6 protein-coding genes are annotated in these 21,857 nt (G+C 45.2%); all 6 read right to left on the bottom strand.

Going from position 1 to position 21,857, the window contains the following annotated elements; all coding sequences use genetic code 11:
- Positions 1 to 244: 244 nt before the first annotated feature.
- A complete protein-coding gene (locus JGK07_RS17500; protein ID WP_293224521.1) occupies positions 245 to 5,725 on the bottom strand; it encodes a non-ribosomal peptide synthetase in 5,481 nt (1,826 codons plus the stop codon).
- Positions 5,726 to 6,178: 453 nt separating this feature from the next.
- A complete protein-coding gene (locus JGK07_RS17495; RefSeq protein WP_293224519.1) occupies positions 6,179 to 11,851 on the bottom strand; it encodes an ATP-binding sensor histidine kinase in 5,673 nt (1,890 codons plus the stop codon).
- Positions 11,852 to 12,813: 962 nt separating this feature from the next.
- The gene (locus JGK07_RS17490) at positions 12,814 to 14,403 is read right to left on the bottom strand and encodes a glycoside hydrolase family 57 protein (RefSeq protein WP_293179901.1); all 1,590 of its coding nucleotides are present in this window, start codon (positions 14,401 to 14,403) and stop codon (positions 12,814 to 12,816) included.
- A 126-nt stretch (positions 14,404 to 14,529) separates the two neighbouring features.
- A complete protein-coding gene (locus tag JGK07_RS17485) occupies positions 14,530 to 17,700 on the bottom strand; it encodes an EAL domain-containing protein (RefSeq protein WP_293179898.1) in 3,171 nt (1,056 codons plus the stop codon).
- 395 nt (positions 17,701 to 18,095) lie between these two features.
- The gene (locus JGK07_RS17480) at positions 18,096 to 21,383 is read right to left on the bottom strand and encodes a PAS domain S-box protein (protein WP_293190913.1); all 3,288 of its coding nucleotides are present in this window, start codon (positions 21,381 to 21,383) and stop codon (positions 18,096 to 18,098) included.
- Between the two features lie 91 nt (positions 21,384 to 21,474).
- Positions 21,475 to 21,711 (bottom strand): hypothetical protein, encoded by a 237-nt coding sequence (locus JGK07_RS17475; protein ID WP_293179892.1) that lies wholly within the window; start codon positions 21,709 to 21,711, stop codon positions 21,475 to 21,477.
- Positions 21,712 to 21,857: the final 146 nt, after the last annotated feature.

Genomic DNA, 21,857 nt, shown 5'->3' with positions numbered 1-21,857 from the left:
GTAACAATACTTTGGACAATTGAATCGGTACGTTGTTGGGCTTTAGCCCTCTTAGGTACGTTGTTGGGCTTTAGCCCTCTTAGGTATGTTGTTGGGCTTTAGCCCTCTTTGAGGATGGTATGTTGTTGGGCTTTAGCCCTCTTTCGGGATGGTATGTTGTTGGGCTTGAGCCTCCTTCCGGAGCGCTGAAGCGCAACAACGTACCTAAGAGCGCAACTACGTACCTCATTTGGAAAATTTAGAGCTATCGATTTTTATTTTTTCCCTTTAGGGCTTGTTTTTGCTTTTGGCGGTTCATGGCGTCTTTTTGTTTTTTAATCCGCTCTTGACTTGACCCAACAGAGGATTGTTCTTCAGGCTCCTCACTTAAATATTTAGCCAAAGATCTGATGGTTGGATATTTAAACATTTCAACGATTGACACATCTCTGTCCACCACTTCGCGCAGTTGGCTGTGAGCCTGAGCCATCAATAATGAATGACCCCCTAAATCGAAGAAATTATCATCTACACCTACTTTTTCCAAGTGTAATAGCTGTTGCCAAACAGTAGCGATATTTTGTTCTATCTCAGTTTGAGGAGCCACATAAGTTGCTGACAACTCTGGGTTAATAGCCTCTGGTTCAGGCAGTGCCTTACGGTCTACTTTGCCATTGGGTGTAAGTGGGAAATTAGGCAAAAATACAAAGCTGGAAGGCACCATATAGTCGGGCAGTTTTTGCTTCAAAAAGTTTCGCCAACTGCCGAAATCTGTGTGTTCTAGTCCGAGGTTGGAAATAATATAAGCGACTAAGCGCTGGTTGCCGGAGACATCGGAGCGGCTGATAACTAGAGACTCCTGCACATCTGGGTGTTGGCTTAATACCGCCTCAATTTCTCCTAATTCGATGCGGAAGCCCCGAATTTTTACTTGGTGATCGATGCGGCCTAGAAATTCGATATTGCCATCGGGTAAGTAGCGAGCTAAGTCGCCTGTTTTATAGAGGCGAGAACCCGGTTCGTTGCTAAAGGGGTTGGGAATAAAGCGTTCCGCAGTTAGTTCAGGTCGGTTGAGGTAGCCCCGCGCTAAACCAGCACCGCCAATATAGATTTCTCCGGGAATGCCGATCGGCACAAGCTGCAAATGGGCATCCAACAGATAAACTTGCGTATTGGCGATCGGGCGACCGATGGACGGCGGCTCTTGACTATCGGTACATTCGGCGATCGTTGCACAAACGGTGGATTCGGTCGGCCCATAAGCGTTAAAGAATCGACGACCCGGTGCCCACTTAGCCACAACATCGACGGAAACAGTTTCTCCCCCAACAATAATTGTTTGCAATGTAGAAAGCTCTTCAAAAGGAACAACTCCCAAGACTGCTACTGGTAATTCAATGTGGGTAATAGCTCGATCGCGCAATACCTCAATCAAATCAGAACCTGCCAAAAGAGCATTATTGATTGCGATACAGAGAGTTGCTCCCGAACACAAGGCAATAACCCAATCGGAAGTTGCAACATCAAAGCTCAAGGAAGCAAATTGGAGAACTCTGCTGTTCGGTTGTACGTCGAATATCTGAATCTGTGCTATAGCCAGGTTGCATAGTCCTCGATGCCCGACAAGTACGCCTTTTGGCTTCCCTGTAGACCCGGAAGTGTAAATCACATAAGCCAGGTTCTCAGAGGTTAAGCTGCATTCAGGATTTTCCTCACTCTGTCGCTCAATAATTTCCCAATCTGTGTCCAGACAGACAACTCGCGCTTGGTGTTTGGGAAGAGATTCAACTAACCGCCTCTGAGTCAGCAGCACTGGTACTTGGGCATCTTCTAACATCAAGGCCAAACGCTCTGGCGGATAAGCTGGATCTAGTGGTACATAAGCCCCGCCAGCTTTGAGAATACCCAGCAGTCCCACTACCATCTCCAAGGAACGCTCTACACAAATTCCCACCATTACTTCAGCGGTGACACCTAATTTGCCCAGATAATGCGCTAACTGGTTTGCTCGTTGGTTCAGCTCTTTATAGGTAAGTTGTTGGTCTTCAAATACTAGGGCAATAGCATCTGGCGATCGCTCTACCTGCTCTTCAAACAACTGGTGTATGCACGCATTTTGAGGGTAATCGGTTGCGGTATTATTCCACGCTACTAACTGCTGCCGTTCCCACTCAGTTAAAAGGGGTAATTCTGAGATTTTTTGCTCTGGATTAGAGACGATTCCTTCCAGCAGGGTTTGGAAATGTCCAACCATCCGATCGATCGTGTCAGCATTAAACAAATCTATGCTGTACTCAAAACGACCGACTATGCCCTCGGATGTCTCCTGTAATTCCAGGGTTAAATCAAACTTTGCCGTTTCAGTATCAATATCTAACTGGCTCCAATTCAGAATCGAATTAACGCCTGACATTGGGGGTTGGAGAACAAAAGCAACTTGGAACAGCGGGTTTTGACCCAAATTTCGCTCCGGTTGCAGTGCTTCTACCAACTTCTCAAAAGGCACATCTTGGCAAGCAAATGCTTCCAAAGTCACTTCCCGCATCCTTTCGAGCAACTGCCGGAAAGTAGGGTTGTCCTTGAAATCGGTACGCAGTACCAAAGTGTTGACGAAGCACCCAATTAGCTGCTGAATCTCGGGCTGGTTGCGTCCTGCGGTGACAGTGCCTACAACAATATCGGTCTGCCCCGTGTAGCGATAGAGCAAGGTTTTGAACGCTGCCAGCAGTGTCATGTAGAGGGTAACGCCTTCTTTCTGACTCAATTTCGCGATCGCCTCGCTCAAAGTTTGAGGTAGCGCTAGACATTGCCTTGCACCCCGAAAAGTTTGGATTGGCGATCGCGATCGATCTGTGGGCAGTTGCAGCGTTGACAGATTCGCTAGTTGCTGTTTCCAGTATCTCAGTTGGTTTTCCAGCACCTCTGGCTGTAGCCATTGCCGTTGCCAATAGGCAAAGTCCGCAAACTGAACCGGCAGTTCTGGCAGGGGCGATCGCCCGCCCAAAGAAAAGGCGCTGTAGAGTGTCGCCAGTTCCTTCATAAACAAGCTGTACAAAGAAACACCATCGATCGCGATGTGGTGTATGGTCAGGAACAACCTGTAATCAGCCTCGCCCAACCGCATGAGAGTACCCCGCAGCAGTGGCCCTTGGGTAAGGTCAAAAGGCTGCTGCGCTTCCAAAGTTCCCAGCCGCAATGCTTCAGACTCCCGTTCTGCCTCTGGCAATTCCCCAATATTCACCACTGGCAGGATGAAATTAAAGGCATCTTGAATCACCATCACTGGCTGCCCATCCACGACAGCAAAGGTCGTTCGCAAAATTTCGTGACGCTTGATGATTTCGTTGATGCTGCGCTCCAGAGCAGCAATGTTGACGGAACCAGGTAGGCGAATGGTAATCGGTTCGTTATAAAAAGGTAGATCGGGAGCCAGTTGACATAAAAACCACAGTTGTTGCTGGCTGAAGGATAGAGGTAAGTCCCGATGCCGCGAAATCGGTTGAATCGAGGAAGGCTGGGGTGTTGGAGATTTTTGACTGGCGATTTCCAGATTGCGAGCCAGATCGGCGACTGTGGCAGACTCAAACAAGGTACGCAAAGGTAACTCTACCTGGAAAGTGTCTCGGATTCGAGTTGCAATCTGCGTGACTACCAGAGAGTGACCTCCCAATTCTAAGAAATTGTCGCGAATACCCACTCGCTCTAGTCCCAGAACTTCGGCCCAGATTCCTGCCACCACATCTTCCACAGGAGTTTGAGGTGCCACATAATCTTGTCCTAGTTCGGGAATTTTAATGGCAGGCGCTAGTAGCTTCTGACGGTCTATTTTGCCGTTGGGCGTGAGCGGCATGGTTTTCAGGAACACAAAGCTGGAAGGCACCATATAGTCTGGCAACTTATCTTTCAGGAAGTTACGCAACTTGCCCGCTGTCGTGCGTTGCAAAAATTTTAAGAATCCTTGAGTTTCTAGGAGGTAGTCGATACTCTGCTGAATCACAGCTTTTTCACTCGCTGTGAGAGATAACTCAATTCCTGCCTGATTTCCTTGACACCAAGCGACAGTTCCCTCAAAACATCGCTCTTCGGTATCTCCCGGTAGCACGAGGCGCAAGTGCAGGCGTTTACCTTTTGACCAATTATCTGGCACTCCGATCGCGCCAATCCCACTGATCGATATGTCTTCTGTTTCTAACTTAACTGAGCGATCGCCATCAAATTCTGCTAAACACTCGCTTTTAAAGGGTATTCGTTCTGCGGTGACCTTGGAAACAACATAAGCGGCGATCGAGCGCTTCTGTCCGGGGACATCTTCTTGTGCTGCTACCACTGCTACCTGCACGTCGGGGTGTTGTCCCAGCACCGCTTCAATCTCGCCTAGTTCAATGCGGAAACCGCGAATTTTCACTTGGTGGTCGATGCGGCCTATAAACTCGATATTGCCATCCGGCAGATAGCTACCCAAATCGCCAGTACAGTAAAGCCGATCGCCTGTATGGGGATGAGTGATGAAGCGTTTGCTAGTCTTTTCCTCATCTCGCCAATAGCATCGGGCTAGACCAATTCCCCCAATATAAAGCTCTCCGACTACTCCCTCTTGACATGGTTCCATCGCTTCGTCGAGCACATAAAAATGCTGGTTGGTCATTGACCCACCGTAAGGGATACTTTTCCAGGTGGGGTCTATTGTTTCGATGGGATATAAAATCGACCAGATAGAAGCCTCCGTTGCACCTCCTAAGCCGATGACAGCAGGGATTAAAGATTCGTCTAGCTGAGAGCTTGAATCAAGGCACTGGCCGGGCTGGACGCCCGCCCTACTCAACTGAGGTTCAATATCTAAATCTAAACTTTCCGACACCCACCTAGAAACTAAATTTTTGATTTGATCTGGCAAAGTCAAAGGTATCCAATCGCCGCTGAGAAGGACTAATCGCAGAGACGAAGATAAATCTTTGCTATGAACAGCGGCATAATCTACCAGCATCTGCATCAATGCCGGTGCAGAGTTCCAGATAGTGACTTGTGCTTGCACTATCAAATCGACCCAGTGAGCGGGATCTGGCGTTGCTGATACTTGAGGGATTACAACAGTTCCTCCTGCTGCCAGCAAGCCGAAAATATCATATACCGATAGGTCAAAGCTCAGGGAAGATAGAGCTAAGACCCGATCGCCCGCTCCCACTTCAAAGCGTTGGTTGATATCGAGTAGAGTGTTGACAGCACCCCCATGCTCGATCGCTACTCCCTTCGGTTGACCAGTTGAGCCGGATGTGTAAATCACATAAGCTAAATTATCCGATGTCACCCCACTGTCTGGATTTTCCTCTCTGGAGCGATCGACAGTTTCTAAATTCCCATCCAAACAGATGACACGCGCTTGATGCGAGGGAAGAGACTCGACTAAATGCTGTTGTGTAAGCAACACTGGCGTTTGAGAATGTTCCAACATAAATGCCAGTCTATTTGCCGGATAATGCGGATCTAGCGGTACATAAGCTCCCCCTGCTTTCAGAATACCTAATAGACCTACAACCATCTCCAGCGATCGCTCCACACAGGCTGCCACCAATACCTCTGGCCCAACACCCACAGTCTTCAGATAATGTGCCAACTGGTTAGCTTGAGAGTTTAAGTCCTGATAAGTTAGCTGCTTCCCTTCAAAAATTACGGCAATGGCATCAGGCGATCGCTCTACTTGGAACTCAAATAGTTCGTGAATGCACCTATCCGGGAAATTATCTAACATTTTATTTTTCCTTATATCGAGGTATACAGAGTTTTTTTTTCTTTGTTTTCGTAACTATTGCTGAGTTAAGCTGATCCAGCCAAAAGGCTTAAATTATTAACAAAAATGCCGTCATACATAAGGGGTTAAACCCCTTTATACAAGCCCATAAACCTAGTCACTGGCATCGTTATATTTTAGTTGCTATTCCTAAACTCACCTATTATATTTCTATAAGGTTCACTTAGCGCTAATGTCCGAAAATTAGCTACGTTGTTGCGCTTGAGCGCTCTAGTTGATACATGAGAGCGCTCAAGCGCAACAACGTACCTTTCTTTAATGTGAAACTTGCGTCCATGACTGATGTAGCAAAACCCTTGAAAAAGGGTATTGCCAATAATCGAAAGACGAAAATATAGAATAATTTTTAACTATCAAATTTTCAGAAAAATTATACCTGCTACCTTCTCCTTATTAAATTTTCTGCTGAATAGGAATCTCAATCACGAAATCCGCTCCCTTACCTCGTGCTGAAATACAAGTTAAGCTCCCCTGATGTTTTTCCACCACAATTTGATAGCTAATAGCTAACCCCAAACCAGTACCCGATCCCACAGGTTTCGTAGTAAAGAAAGGATCGAAAATTTTTCGACATACTTCCTCAGTCATCCCCGCTCCATTGTCCGCAATAGATATCTCCACTTTATTACGGTTTACGACTCTGGTGCGAATGCAAATTTTTCCTTTATTATGCGTCACAAATTCTTTTTTCTGTGCAGCTACTGTGGGACAAACCGCAAATGACTCTTCAATCGCATCAATCGCATTGTTGAGTATATTCATAAATACTTGGTTCAAAAAGCCGGGGTAACACTCTACCCTAGGCAATTTTCCATACTCTTTAACAATTTCAATACCTAATTTTGAGGTGCTGGCTTGTAGCTGATTTTGTAACAGCAGCAGAGTGCTATCGATCCCTTCATGGATATCTACTGGTTTCATTTGAGCCTCATCCAAGCGCGAGAAATTCCGTAGCGACAAGATAATCTGGCGAATGCGCTCTGCCCCTACCTGCATCGAATCAATCAATCTAGGAAAATCTGAAATTATGAATTCGATATCAATATCTTCTGCATAGTTTTGAATCTCAGGAGTTGCATTAGGCAATTGCTGCTGGTAAAGATTCAGCAACCCCAGCAAGTGATCGACATAGTCACTAGAGTGGGTAAGATTGCCATAGATAAAGTTAATCGGGTTATTAATTTCGTGAGCTATACCACCAACCAATTGCCCCAGACTTGACATTTTTTCAGTCTGAATTAGTTGAGTCTGTGTCGCTTGCAATTCCTGTAAAGCAAGTTCAAGCTCAACTGCTTGTTCTCTCAAAAGTCTATTTTTTTCTTGTAACTCCAGCGTCCTTGCTTCGACTTTCTGTTCCAGCCTTTGGTTGTAATCGTCTAATTGCTCGTTGGCTGTTTTCAATTTTTGAGTTGCGGCTTCCAATTTACCATAGAGCATCGCATTTTTAAGGGAGATAGCTATCTGTGAAGAAAGTATCTTCAACAATTCCAGCCTCTCCGTTGTAAAGGCACCTACTGTCAGATTATTTTCTAAATAAATAATTCCAATTAGTTTGCCTTGATTAATAAGAGGCATAGACAAGATTGACTTCGGCTTGGTTTTGATGATGTAAGGATCGTTGATAAATATTCCTGAAACTGCTGCATCATTTAATGCGATATTTTCTTTGGCAATGCGAACATAATTAATCATAGAAATAGGAAGATTGTCACTTGTTTCAAATGGTGAGTCTGAATACAATACAACCGCATCACTATCCACAACACCTGTAGCTTCTATCAAAAGCTTTCCATCTTTTTCTAGAATCAGGCAGCTACTTGTAGCTCCGGCATTTTCCATCACAATTTTAAGTAACTTATTCAGCAACTTATCCAGCACTATTTCCTCAGCCAAGGCTAGAGATGCTTTGTTGACAGTAGACAAATCCAATACCGCCGAATTTCCTCCTGCGACCGATGTTGTTGTCCTATTAATCTCTAGGCCTATGGATTCTCGCTTTAGAATCTCGGAAAATACCAAAGGATATCTAGACTCTAAATCTTTAACTTTGGCATTGGCTCCCCAACGAATATATCCATAGTAAGCCTGTGTCAGATAAATTTGAGCAAACTTGTCTCTGCCCAGGGATAAATAAAACTCTGCCGCTAGTTCTGAAGCTAGTGCTTCTTCCTGAATGTATCCTTGTTCTTTAGCTCCCGTTATAGCTCGGTCATAATAGTCCATTGATTCTAAAATTTGCCCTTGAATCCTTGCTTTTTCGGCCTCCACAAGTTCGTACTTATGCTGGAAGTTAAAGGGGGCATGGAATGCCCATTTCTGCATTTGTTGTTGATTAGCTTCTACCAAGCTCATATATTGTTGTTGTTCGGCCTGAGAAACTTGAGGATAAACAGCGAGTAGAGCAAGGGAATAATAGAAGTTATGAGGAGCAGAAACTACCATACCCATGACGTTACCTGCGTGTTCTGCGCCTAAACTGGCGCTGGCAATAGCATTCTTAGGTTCTTTAAATAGATAAGAAAGAATTGTTTTGGCAAGATAGGAAACATATAGCAAAGTTCGATTGTTACTTTCAATAAAAACAGGCAGCATTTGTGTTTCATTAAAACTTTCGCCAATCAACTGACATTTTTCTCCACTTCTATCTTCAAGATTTAGCGTCATTTGGTGGAATATTTTGATGTAGTAGATTGAATAGTCTTGTTTTAGCTTGATTGCCAAATCAAGATATTGTCTTTGCTTATGATCTACAATGTCTAATCGCTCCCCCGTCAAAAATATGCTCGCGCAATAAACAGTAATACAATAACCAGCATATTCTATATCTCCAGTTTCCAGTCCACTTTGTAGCCCAGAGAGTAAGGGTAACAACGCTTCTTTACCATGCGCTTTCCAATGTATAACCAAACCATAAAATATTTGATGTACTTTACATATAAGCGAGTTCGCATTAAATTTATCCAACAACTTTAAAGCCAAGTTGCCTGCATGATATCCGGCATCTATATCCCCGATTGCCGAACACAGTATTACACTATAAGAGACATACGCAACAGCACTAAGAGGGGAGTTGCCGTGTTCCAGGCAGATTTTAACCAAGCTCACTATAAGCAGGGGCAAAATTTCGGGATTAGCAGCGACAGCAGGAGAAACAAGGGATGTCATTATCCTTAAAGCTGCTATTTTGTAGGGGTCTGTCATTTCTGGGATATTTTCTAAGTCGCTGAGCTTTGGTAACTCAAAAACAAAACCCCCGTCGCCCACTTCATTTGACAAGGAAACACCCAGCATATCCAATACTTGCAGACCCGTATCAATGGCTTTTAACATCTGATTTTGAGCCATATAAAACTGGATTTGGAGCTCGTATACCTTCACTCTTTCGAGCAGAGTGTTTGCTTTTTGCAAAACAACTTCAGCCAGGGTTGCTGACCTTTCGTAATTGGTATTAAGATATTCCGCTTCTACGGCTTCTACATAGAGTGATAGTGTCAGATTGTAGTTGGTCTGCCAACTGTTTTCTGCTAAGAGTTTTAACCCTACTCTTAGTTGTGTGACAGCAGCTTCATAAGCTGACGCTGCTTTGGCTTTCCGACCAGCTATTAAATTTAAGTGAGCCAGGTTATATTTTTCTTCTTGCTCGGTAAGGAATTCCACTCCGACATTTAGCTGGTTAACAATATCAAAGATATTGTCTTCTAGGATGTCTGGATTCATATTCTGTAACAAGAGTTGACCAATTTTCAGGTGCGTAGCTTTTTGCTGCTCAGTAGGAATCAGAGAATATGCTGCTTGCTGCACTCGGTCATGCAAAAATCTGTAGGAAACTTTGTAATTATTAATTTCTAATTGGGTTCCTTGAGTATTGGCTACTACCAAGGACTCATTACTCTGGCACAGTAACGGTATTTTGCAAGCACTTTCTCCCAAAGGCAAAATTAGACCAGTCTGAAGCCCCTCCCATAAAGCAGATGCCGTTTCTGATATAGATTTTTCATTGACTATTGCCAAAACATCCAAATCAAATCGATTCCCAATACAAGCTGCTAACTTTAAAACTTTCTGGGTATCTGAAGGTAGTTTTTCAATGTTTCTGGCGATGAGTTCGACGACATTATAATCGGCGATTCCTACAGTTTGAATCTGTCCCATGTCCCACTGCCATCTGCCAATGCTGAAGTCGAATGTCAACAGTTTTTCTGCGTAAAGGGTAGTGAGTAGCTGAGTTAAGAAAAAGGGATTTCCTTGAGTTTTATTGAAAACTAGCTCAGCTAGTAATTGCCATCTTTGTGTTTCATATCCATCGTTTCCTACAAGTAAACTTTCTTCCTCAAGTTGTTCTTGTTGATCGAACAAGCAAGTCAGAGGAGATGCTGCTGATAAGAAGCTTTCACCCAAAGTATCAGCAACTAATTGACTGACGGTATTAAATGTCAACGGTTGAAGGATGATATTATTGACGATCGATCCAGATGAATAAATACTATCTAAGGTCTGCATTAACGGATGAGCTGGGCTGACTTCGTTATTTCGATATGCTCCAATCACGAATAAATATTTGCTATCTCGGTCAGTTAGCAGCACATGAATCAATTTCAAAGAAGCAGAATCTGCCCACTGCAAATCATCTAAAAATAATACTAGGGGATGTGCTTTTTGGGTAAAAATATGAATGAATTGTTGAAAAACATGATTGAAACGGTTTTGTGATTCGCTTGCCCCTAGTTGAGTAACTTCGGGTTGCTCGCCAACAATTAATTGTAATTCGGGAATAACGTCAATTATGACTCTAGTATTTTGACCTAAATTATTTAAAATCTCCTGTTTCCAAAAATTTATTTTTTCAGAACTTTCTGTTAACAATTGTCGAATTAGTTCTTCAAAAGCTTGAATCAAGGCTCCATAGGGAATATTGCGTTTAAATTGATCGAACTTACCAGCGATAAAATAACCCCTTGCTCTGACAATGGGTTTGTGGATTTCATAAACTAAGCATGATTTACCTATTCCTGAGTAACCGGAAACTAGCATCATCTCGGCTGTTCCAGCACTAACTCTATCAAAAGCATCCATTAGATTGGCTACTTGCGTTTCTCGTCCGTACAGTTTTTGGGGGATCAGAAAATGACCTGATTTATCACACTTGCCCGGAATAAAGTTACAATTTTTTCCACTTTGCTGCAATTGATTTAGACATTGTTCTAGATCGGCCTTGAGGCCATAACCACTTTGATATCTATCTTCAGCAGTCTTGGCTATTAATTTCATCACAATGTCAGAAATTGCTTTGAGAATCTCGCCATTTTGAATTTGAGATTTGGAGTGATTGCTGCTAATTTCTACTTGCCTATTTTGCTCTTTTGCACATATAATCTTCCAGGGCGATACAGGCTGTTTAGCGATATGGCAGTGAACTAATTCCATTGGATCTGTAGCTTTAAATGGCACTTCACCGCACATCATTTCATAGAATGTGATACCTAAAGAGTAGAAGTCTGTGCGGTAGTCAATTGAGCGATTCATCCGCCCAGTTTGCTCTGGTGACATATAGGCAATTGTGCCTTCTAGTAAATTGGGATGGCTGAGTGTTTGGGTCGATCTAGACAATCGCGTAGCAATACTAAAGTCAGTAATTTTTACTTGGAGGGTGGCAGGATGGATGATGATATTTGTTGGTTTAATATCTTTATGAATAATTTGGTTGTCATGCAGTTTACCCAGAGTATCTGCTAACTGAATAGCGATTGATAAAAAATCTTTTAGTTTAAGCTTGTGAATGCTCAAAAAGTTTTTGAGTGCTTCTCCTTTTGAATCTTCTAATATCAATGCCAGACCATTGCGATGATTTTCTAATCCGTAGGGCTTGACAATACCTTCTAAATTGAGATTTCTAGAGAGTTCGTATTCATGTCTCAATTGCATAATCTCTTCGAGATTAGGATATTCTGCTCTCAAAATTTTGATGATTACAGCTTGTCGATCTTGCTTCCTCTGAGCCCGATAAACTACTGTATTCAAACCTTGGTTGATTTTTTCTATTAATTGGTAGTTAATCTTAATACTCATAAGCATTTAGTTAAATTAAATCTAGTGAGTGAATTATGTTATAATATACCACAGTCAATCTAAAAGTGTGCTTTTTTACACAATATCTGAGAGCTTTTTGGGAGTTTTTTGGTTGACTATGTTTGTGATACAAATTATCTTAACGTACTTGGGGTCTGATTAGAATCCGTAATTTCCACATGATTTTCATTTTATTGCTACTACCAAAAGCGATCGCAAGTTTTGCCACCCTCTAAATACCAATAAAAAATTAGGATTGTTTATTGTATAGTTGGTTCGCTCAAACCTGATGTTCTTTTCGTCTGAACAAGTAAGCAAATTGGTATTCCTAAATTCGCGGTATAATTAGAGAACAAAATTAGGCGTTCCTGATTTGGAGTATGATTTGCCTCGGAAATGAGCGAGTAGGGGCAATTCATGAATTGCCCCTACTCGCTCATTTCCGAGATTGCCTAAGCGACTGAATCATACCTAAATTCAGCAACGCCCATAATTTTTTGATGGATAGGGAAACGGCTGATTAACGTTGATAAACGTAGTCTGAAGCCCTAGGGTGCCGATACATAAAAAATCTTCAATAAAAATCGACTTTTTGAGCAGCGATGCACCTGAAAAATAGTTGAGTAAACACACTTAAAACTAATTTTTTAGTATCAAAAATTGACACTAATTACGCATTTTAGATCGAGTAAACAGGTTTTTCGCCAAAAGTTGTGCCTCTAGAGAATAATTTTTGTAAAAAAATCCGGTTTCAGACCACCAGTGCGTAAGTCCTAATTGAGAGAAATGATATTAGTTAAGCCACCCCTGGCATGGTGCGTTGCTACTATATGGTTCGATTTGCTCGACATATTGTTGATGGCGGCGCACCCTAAGACTTACTACGAGCGGGTAAATTAAGACTTAATAAAAAAACCCGCACTGGCGGGTTTTTTTATGCGGGAAATTAGCTCGAAGTTTGCTTAAAGCGATCGATAAACGCGATAATTGATCTCGGGGAAGATGTTGTCTATCTCCTGAACCTTCTCCAACCAGCCGGAATCGACTTTGCCTTCTTTGACTTCATCGTACAGCTTGTGGAAACGCATTAAGTGCGATCGCGTCCGCCGCACTGCATAGGGCACCATCGTCCCTGTACGCATGATAAACGCCCAGTCAGACGATTGAGCTAACAACACTTCCCGCGCAGCCTGATTCAAAGCCCGCAACTGCAACTCATCCTCTGCTTCCATGTTTCCCAATTCAATCATCCGTTCCGCGGCTTTGTGCAAGTGCGGGTAAATCCAAGCATTGGTATCGTTTAGCCAATATTCGTGGAAACCCCGGAAACCCCAGCTAGACTGGGACGGACGGCATACTTGCTGAGTCGGATTTCCGCGCAAATAATCGGCTAAGTGCGTCATTTCGTAGGTATTTTGGTCGTACCAACTCTTGCGGAACAGGTAGTCTAAGAACCAAGGCCCTTCGTACCACCAGTGACCGAAAAGTTCGGCGTCGTAAGGTGAAACGATAATCGGAGGACGCTGCATGATGCCGTTGAGGTGCTCGACTTGGCGTTCGCGATTAAAGGCAAAGTTGCTGGCGTGTTCGGCTGCTTTTTCCCGCGCCCAATACGGATCGTATAACTGTTTGTCGCCTAAACCCAATCCGCGACCGGTGATTTTGTGATATTTAATCCCGGTGTTTTTGCGCTGGCCGTTGGGCATGATGTAGGGTTTGATGTAGTCGTATTCGGCTTCCCAACCTAAATCTTTGTAAAATTCGCGGTATTCGGCGGCGCCCGGATAGCCGACTTCGGATGACCAAACTTGCTGGGATGATTCGTGATCCCGACCGAATGCTGCTACTCCGCATTCGGTGAAAATTGGGGCGTAGCTACCGTAGCGGGGACGCGGGCGGGCGTAGAGGATGCCGTGACCGTCTGTGAGGAAGTAGCGGAGGCCGGCGTCGGCTAACATCCTCTCTAAGCCTTCGTAGTAGGCGCATTCGGGCAGCCAAATGCCTTTTGGGCGGCGGCCGAAGTTTTGTTCGTAGCTTTCGCAGGCTACTTGTATTTGCGCCCAAACTGCTTCGGGGTACATTTTCATCAGCGGTAGGTAGCCGTGGGTGGCCCCGCAGGTCATGATTTCAAGGTTGTTGCTGTCTTGAAATTGTTTGAAGGCTTTGACTAAATCTCGATCGAACTTTTCCCAATAATTCCGAACTTGGGAGAAGTGGGCGGTGTAATGTTCGGCTAAGTACCTAACGTGACCGTTGTCGCTGTTGTGTTCAATTTCGAGTTCGGCTAGTTCTTCGAGTTTTGCTAAGTGGTCGTCGAAACGGTCTTGCAGCAAGGGGTCGCGCAGCATGGCTACCAAGGGCGGTGTCATGCTCATGGTAATTTTAAAGTCGATGCCGTCGCGCTTTAGCCCTTCAAAGACTTGCAGCAGGGGAATGTAGGTTTCGGCGATCGCCTCAAACAGCCATTCTTCTTCTAAAACGTAGTCGCTTTCGGGGTGGCGGACAAAGGGCAGGTGGGCGTGGAGAACGAGGGCGAGGTAGCCAATAGCCATAATGATTTGGATGACGCCAGTTAGGGACAGCTTTAAAATATTTTAAGATTTTATGCCGAAATGGGATCCACAAAGTTCAGTGTTTTTTTAATGACCTTTGTGTGACAGACTAAATCTTCGCAAATTCTAATTTTGTGCTTGCTGCTGGATTAAGACTGCTGCTGTTTGAGAGTCTACTGGCTTTGAGAAAAAGAATCCCTGGGCGAACTCGCATTTTAATCCTTTGAGTATCGATAGTTGCGAGGCTTCTTCGACTCCTTCTGCTACTACATCCATTCCTAAATTGTGGGATAAAGTCACGATCGATCGCACAATTTCTGTGGGGTCGATGCCTCCTTTGCCGAGGTCGAAGTCGCCTCCCATCCTGCTGACAAAGGATCGGTCTATTTTTAAGGTATTGGTGGGGAAGCGGTGCAGGTAGGAGAGTGATGAATAGCCGGTGCCGAAGTCGTCGATGCACAGGTGTATGTTTCGGGCTCTAAGCTGCACCAGCATGGCTGTGACTGATTCGGAATTTTCTATGAGTACGCTTTCGGTAATTTCTAGCTTTAAACTGTTGCCGTCGAGGTGACTTTCTTCGAGAACTCGATCGATATATTCGATTAAATCTGGCTGAGAAAACTGTTTGACTGACAGGTTGACGCTGACGCTTAAGGGCGGGTTATTTTGAAATAGCTGCTGCCACTGGCGGATTTGCTGGCAAGCTGTGCGGAGTACCCAGCGGCCCAGCGGTACGATCAATCCGGTTTCTTCGGCTATGGGAATAAATTCGTTGGGCGAAACTAAGCCTCGTTCAGGATGCTGCCACCGCACCAGGGCCTCAAAACCGATAATTGTGTTATGGGCGATCGACATAATCGGCTGGTAGTGAATGATAAACTGGGGTGTTGGGGATAAGGGAGGTAAGCCCGATCGGGCTGATTGCGGAGAGTCTTCTTCTCTAGCGGGGTCTCTAATTGATTCGATCGCCCGTCGCAGGTCATTTTCTAACTGCAACAGCTTCAAAGCGTGGGCGTGCATGGAACTATTGAAAACTTCGTGTCGGGCTCTGCCGAGTTCTTTGGCGCGGTACATGGCTGTATCGGCGTCGCGTAGCAGGCTTGTCGGTTCCTCGTATTCGCCGGAGCTCAATGCAATGCCGATGCTGGCGGTGATAAAGACTTCGTGTCCGTCTAGCAGGATGGGGGAGGTGATTGTCTTTTGCAAGCGGTTGACTATGTTGGTAGCTTCATTTACGCCGTCGATGTCTTCGAGTAACAGCACAAATTCGTCTCCTCCGAGGCGGGCCACTGTATCTCCGACTCTGAGACAAGCTGTTAGACGCTGCGCGATCGCAACTAGCAGTTGATCGCCGATCGCATGGCCGAGGGAATCGTTGACTACTTTAAATCGATCTAAATCGAGAAACAGCACGGCAAATAAGTAGTCTTTGCGCCGTTTTGCTAGCCTCAGAGCGTGTTCCAGCCGATCGCTAAATAGCGATCGGTTGGGCAATCCGGTAAGGGCATCGTGAAAAGCGTCGTGCAGCAATTGTGCTTCGGCGAGTTTGCGCTGAGTGATGTCGTGGCAGTTGATCACGATGCCCTTGACTGCCGGATCGTGCAGTAAATTGGTGGCTACAGCTTCTACATAACACCAGGAACCGTTGCGGTGGAGCACTCTATACTCCAGGGGGCACTGGCTTGTTTTGGGGTTTTCAATGGCTTTGTGGAGGGTTTGGGCGATCGCGGCGCAGTCGTCGGGATGAACAGTCCCTAGGGCGCTGCGCCCGATCGCCTGGTGGGGCGCGTAGCCTAAAATTCGCTTGACGGAAGGGCTGATGTAGCGGAATATGCCCTCGGCGTCGAGAATGATCGTGATGTCTGTGGCGTTTTCAATCAGCGATCGAAATCGCTGTTCGCTTTGTCTGAGGGCTGATTCTGCCTGTTTGCGTCCGCTGATATCAAGGGCTACTCCGTCTATAATGATGTCCCCGTTTTTGTTTTTGGAAAATCTGGCGCTGTCTTGCACCCACTTGACTTGGCCTGAATTCAACAGGATCCGGTACTGGCGATCGCAGGGCAACAGACTGGCACTCGATGCTGCGACGCTGCTGTCATAGGAACTTTTGTCATCGGGATGGATGATTTTGGTCAACTGTTCGGGGTACGCCATTGCTTCTTCTGGCCCGATCCCAGTAAGTTCGCGCACCCCCGGACTAATGTAGGGCATGGAGGTTGTGCCGTCTGGATGCAGCACGGCGCGGTAGACTGAACCGGGAATGTTGGCTGCCATTGTGGCTAGCTGTTGCTGGATGCCGCGGACTTCGGCTTCAGCGCGTTTGCGTTCTGCGAGTTCGGTTTGGGCTTGTTGGTAGAGTTCGGCTTGGTGGATTGCGATCGCACATTGATCTGCGATCGCTTTGAGTAGCGACAGTTCTTCGGCGCTCCAATAGCGATCGCGATCGCACTGATAGATACTAATTCCTCCCAAAAATGACTGACGGTAAAGCAGCGGTGCGATCGTGACGGTGCGAAACCCTACAAACTCTGCTGATGCTTGCAGGGACGGGCACAGGCCCGATAACTCTTCGATGACGACGGCTTCTCCTGCCGCGAGTTCGGTTTGGTAGTGTTGGGCAAATGTGCAATTTAGCCCGATGAGTCCTTGTTTCTCTGCGGCTTTGCTGATATGGCGGACTACAATCCTGCCTTCAGCATCTGGCTGCAAGATCGCGCAGCCGCTGATTTCGAGAGATTCGTGCAGTTGATCTGCGGTAGTTTGCAGCACTTCGTCGAGTACCAGGGTTTCGCGCATGGCTTGGATGATGCGGTTGACGATCGCCTCACGAGTCGCTTGCCGCTGAATTTGGGCGATCGCGAATTGTTGCTGGCGGCGCATTTTGTATTCTTGGAGCGATCGTTCTAATACTGTTGGCAGCCTAAACAGCCGCCCTTTTAATACAAAATCGTTCATGCCGGCTTTGATGCACTCAACTGCCGCTTCTTCTCCCAAACTTCCCGTTACTAAAATAAATGGTATTTCTTGCCCTAATTCCTGCATTAATTTCAACACTTCTAAACCGTTAAACCCAGGGAGGCGGTAATCTGACAGCACTGCGTCGTACTTGCAATTGTGGATCAGTTGTCTGCATTCTGTTGCTGTTTCGGCAGTATCGTAGTTAAAATTTACTCCCCCCGCTTCTAACGCGAGCACTATTAATTCCAGATCTTCCGCCATGTCTTCGACAATCAACAATTTTAACGTTGATTCTGATACTGTTTTTAGTAAATAGTTTGTCTGAGTTCTATCTAACATACGGTATTGTGGAGTATTAAATTTGTTGTTCGTTTTTGGGCTAGATTTCATTTATTAAATTGAGTATAGTTAAGTTTGTATCACTGTTTTTAGTTAGATTTTTAATGCTTTAGCAATATTAATGATGTTTTGATGACATTGATTTAGCACGTGCAACGGAGGGCTGGCAGAACCGACTGTTACTTATTGAACTGTATAATAGTTTTCAATTATAAATTAAGAACTACTATAGCATCGAAGGCGAAGAGTGACGTATGTCTGGTAATAGGTAATGAATAATGTGCCAGAAAGCTTTTGAACAGCAAGCTTTTCGGTGATTGCCGATTACCTTTTTCCCGATTACCCAAGCGTACCCGATCTTTCTGAGAACTGCTATATACTGGTCACTTGCGAATCTACATTGCTGTTTGAGATTGTTTGCCTAGTTTAAAGTAGAACGTGGCTCCTTGACTAGGTATGCTTTCTGCCCAAATCGTGCCGCCGTGGCGGTGAATAATCCGCCCGACGATCGCCAAACCGATCCCCGTACCTTCAAATTCTCTCTGGGAATGCAGCCTCACAAAGGCTCCAAAAAGTCGATCGGCATATTCCATCGGAAAACCCACGCCGTTATCCTTGACAAAAATCGTTCCATCAGGTAAGGAATCAATAACTATTGTAGCCGGAGTGCGTCCGCGGCTGAACTTGACGGCGTTGCTAATCAAGTTGCTGAACACCTGTTGCAGCAAGGTGGGATCTCCCATCACCGTCGGCAAATCTCCGACGGCAAATTCAACGCTGTCGGGAGTTGGGCCCAGATCTCCGGCTGTTCGGGGTTTAGTCAATTTAATCGCAGTTTGCACCAGGCGGGTGAGATCGATCGGAATTTGCACTAACTCGGTGCGGCCCACCCGCGAAAGAGCGAGTAAACCGTCAATCAACAAACTCATTTTTTGGCTGCTATCATCAATCACTTCCATGTAGTGAACGATTTTAGGATCGTTCAAGATTTCAGTTGATTCTAAGCGTTGTTTCAAAGCATTAACAAAACCTGAAATATGGCGTAAAGGAGCGCGGAGATCGTGGGAAACAGAATAGCAAAAAGATTCTAATTCTTGATTAGCAGCCTCTAATTGCTCAGTGCGTTTCGACAAAGCTTGTTTTGTCTCAACCAACTCAGTGATATCGCGAGAAGTGCCAATTAAAGCATAAACCTCGCCATCGAGATTCCTGAGAGGAATTTTAAAAGTGTCGAAGTAAACAGTATCGCCGGACAATACAAATTTTTCTTGCAAGTGTAGAGTTTCACCTGATTCAAATACCAGCAAGTTTTCACGCACAAATTTTGTGACAACTTCAGGGGAAAAACACTCAGACACGGTTTTTCCTTGCATTTCTTTTCGGCTGTTGAACCCTGCCATTTTTGCCAAAGGTTGATTGACAAAAACCTGACGCATATCTTCGCGTTCTACAACAAAAATGTGATCGGGTAAAGCATCAAAAAAAGTTTCAAGTTCGGCGGTACGCTGGGCAACTTGAACTTCTAAAGTTTCGTAGAGCTGTTTGAGTTCTGCTTCGGCTCGTTTGCGATCGCTGATATCTTGACCGATGCCGATGTGTCGGCCGTCGGAGAGACGAATATTTGCCCAAGTAGTGTCAATTATTCGCCCGTCTCTAACTGTTGTTTTGAAGTCTTTCCAGTTCTCAGTTGCTGCTTGGATTTCATCCAAAACGTATTGGCGGTATTCTGCCTGCGGGTAGCATTCGGCAAAGATATCGTAGTTTTTGAGTTCTGCAAAACTCCAGCCCAGCACTTTTTCCCAGTAGCGGTTTACCCACTCTATTTCACCGCTATGTCCCAAGAATGATAGCATGACTGGCACGTTGTCGAAGATTGTTTGCAGCACTTCGTTTTGCTCTTTTAAGGATTCTTCGGCTTGTTTGCGTTGCGTAGCTGCCGCCACGGCATCGCTGATGTCGAGTATCGAACCGATAATTTGCTGAATTTGTCCCCCTGGGGTTCTTTTGAAAATTGTCGATCGATCGTGCACCCACCGCCATTCGCCGTTTTTGTGTTTGATTCTGTAGTCAGTGTCATTTGTAGCGTGAGGGTTGGTGCTGTGTGCCAGCCACTGCATACTTGCACTTAACTTGTGCAGATCCTCGGGGTGAACTAAGCTAGAAATAGCTTCTGTACCCAACTCTTGCATTTCTTGGGGAGTGTAGCCCAGGATGGCTGTGACGGCTGCATTGGCATAGATATTTTGCTGTGCTTCTGTGTCGTAAATGTACAGAAAGTTCGGGAGGGTTGTAACAATGCTTTCTAAAAGTTTTTGCTGTTTTTGCAGCTCTAATTCAGCTTGTTTGCGCTGTGTCAAATCCAGCACAAAACTCACCCCAACTTCCTGGCTTCCTTCTAAAAATGCAGCGCCTAGCAGCACCGGAACGCGGCTGCCGTCCGAGCAGATGTATTCTTTTTCATAGGGAATAGCTGTGGTGGTAACTGTCATTTCTGCAAGTTTTTGTTCGTCTAGGCTGCGGTACTTTGGCGGTGTCATTTTTAGCCAGCTAATTTTTTTTTCAAGCAAATCGTGTCTTGTGTATTTTACTAGGTTTAAAAAAGCTTGATTTGCGTCGGTAATCTGACCGTTAATTTCCCAAAAAAAGATGCCGATAATATTAGAGTTAACTACGCGCCTAAACCTAGCTTCGCTTTGACGCAACTGAGCTTCGACTTGTTTGATTTCTGTGATGTCCCGGGTGATGCTTAAAACTGTTTCTACTGAATTGTCCTCAGCAAATTCGGGAATTACTCGACTTTGATAGTATTTTGTCCCATCGGGAGTGGGAAAGTCAAATTCGATGGTTTCTTGTTTGCCGGTGCGACAAACTTTGACACACGCTTCGTCCCACAGGTTGCAAATGTGGGGGGACATTCCTAATTCTTTGTTGCTTTTGCCGATAAATTCTGAGGGGGGTTTTCCGGTGGCTCGTTCGACTTCTTTGTTGACGTAAAGGTGGCGCAGTTCTCGATCGAACCGCGCTATGATATCGGTAGCATTTTCCGCTAGGGCGCTGAAGGCCTGTTGGCGCTGGCGAAGTTGTTCTTGAGTGCGGTGCTGTTCGGTGATGTCTGTGGCAAAAGACAGAATTGAAACTAATTTTCCTTCTGCATCGATTAGTGCAGAATTGTACCACTCGCAGTAAATTACTGAGCCATCTTTGGTAGAGTTGCGGTTGCGGCAAACGTTGCGGGGTTCTCTGCTGTAAAACATTTGATTTGCCGCAGCGCTGACTTGCTCGAAGTCTTCTGGATAAATTATTGAGCATTCGTGCCAGTATTGGCCGATTATTTCTGCTGCACTCCAGCCAAATATTTGTTCGGCCATTGGCGACCACCGCACTACCCGCAGTTCGCTATCCCACTCTAGAACTGCCATTGGCGAGTTTTCTAGGTGAAATTCCCGCTGCGAGTTGGCTTGTTTTATTTTGGTTTGAAGTTGCTGGCGGAGTTCCTTGGCTGCGACAAAGCGCTCGCTGATTTCCTGTGCGTTTGCGGCGCCGGCTTTGGCTATCTGAGCAATGGTTTCTGCTGTTTGTTTTTCGAGTTCGTTCCAAGCGAGTTCGAGGGCTGATTCCACCTCCTCTAGCTCAGTGATGCTGTTCTGAAACAGTGCGGCACTTTCCACTGGAATTTCAGGCATATTTTTGACAGTTAAGCAAGTGTTAGGTTGAGACTTTTAAATTAAACTTTAACAATTAAAAATGTGTAGTTTATTGTTAAATTATACATTTTTACTTTTTAATTTGTGCGTGGCGCCGATTTTGAGTGGCGGCGGTGCTATTAAAGACGGCAGGTATAGGTTTAGCGTGCAGATCGGCACTTGCGATCGATCGCCCCAAAACTCTCCTCACCCAAGTACGGGCGCACTCTGCTCTGTATATTTTTGCACAGGATTGTGTTCCCGTGGCGTCGAAATAATACTGAGGCAGATCTGTGCGCGAGCCGATCGCGCATCCGTAGTAGAGCATTGGGTGTGCCGATCGCCAGCAAGAAGAGCGCGGCGGGGGAAAACTAACCCAGGGAAGTCAATTATTAGCCACCAGTGGCCCAAATGGTCGATCGATCTTGTTTGCGAACTCTGCCGGTGTGAAGTGAAAACCGTCCCTAGCCGACA

It is taken from the genome of Microcoleus sp. PH2017_24_DOB_U_A (assembly GCF_020738205.1).
Classification (GTDB): Bacteria; Cyanobacteriota; Cyanobacteriia; order Cyanobacteriales; family Microcoleaceae; genus Microcoleus.
Note: the sequence above shows the minus strand (reverse complement) of the source record. Positions and strands in the feature narration are given on the sequence as shown.

Coding starts and splice junctions, on each gene's coding strand:
- JGK07_RS17500 (WP_293224521.1), bottom strand. CDS start 5,725: ATGTTAGATAATTTCCCGGATAGGTGCATTCACGAACTATTTGAGTTC.
- JGK07_RS17495 (WP_293224519.1), bottom strand. CDS start 11,851: ATGAGTATTAAGATTAACTACCAATTAATAGAAAAAATCAACCAAGGT.
- JGK07_RS17490 (WP_293179901.1), bottom strand. CDS start 14,403: ATGGCTATTGGCTACCTCGCCCTCGTTCTCCACGCCCACCTGCCCTTT.
- JGK07_RS17485 (WP_293179898.1), bottom strand. CDS start 17,700: ATGTTAGATAGAACTCAGACAAACTATTTACTAAAAACAGTATCAGAA.
- JGK07_RS17480 (WP_293190913.1), bottom strand. CDS start 21,383: ATGCCTGAAATTCCAGTGGAAAGTGCCGCACTGTTTCAGAACAGCATC.
- JGK07_RS17475 (WP_293179892.1), bottom strand. CDS start 21,711: ATGCTCTACTACGGATGCGCGATCGGCTCGCGCACAGATCTGCCTCAG.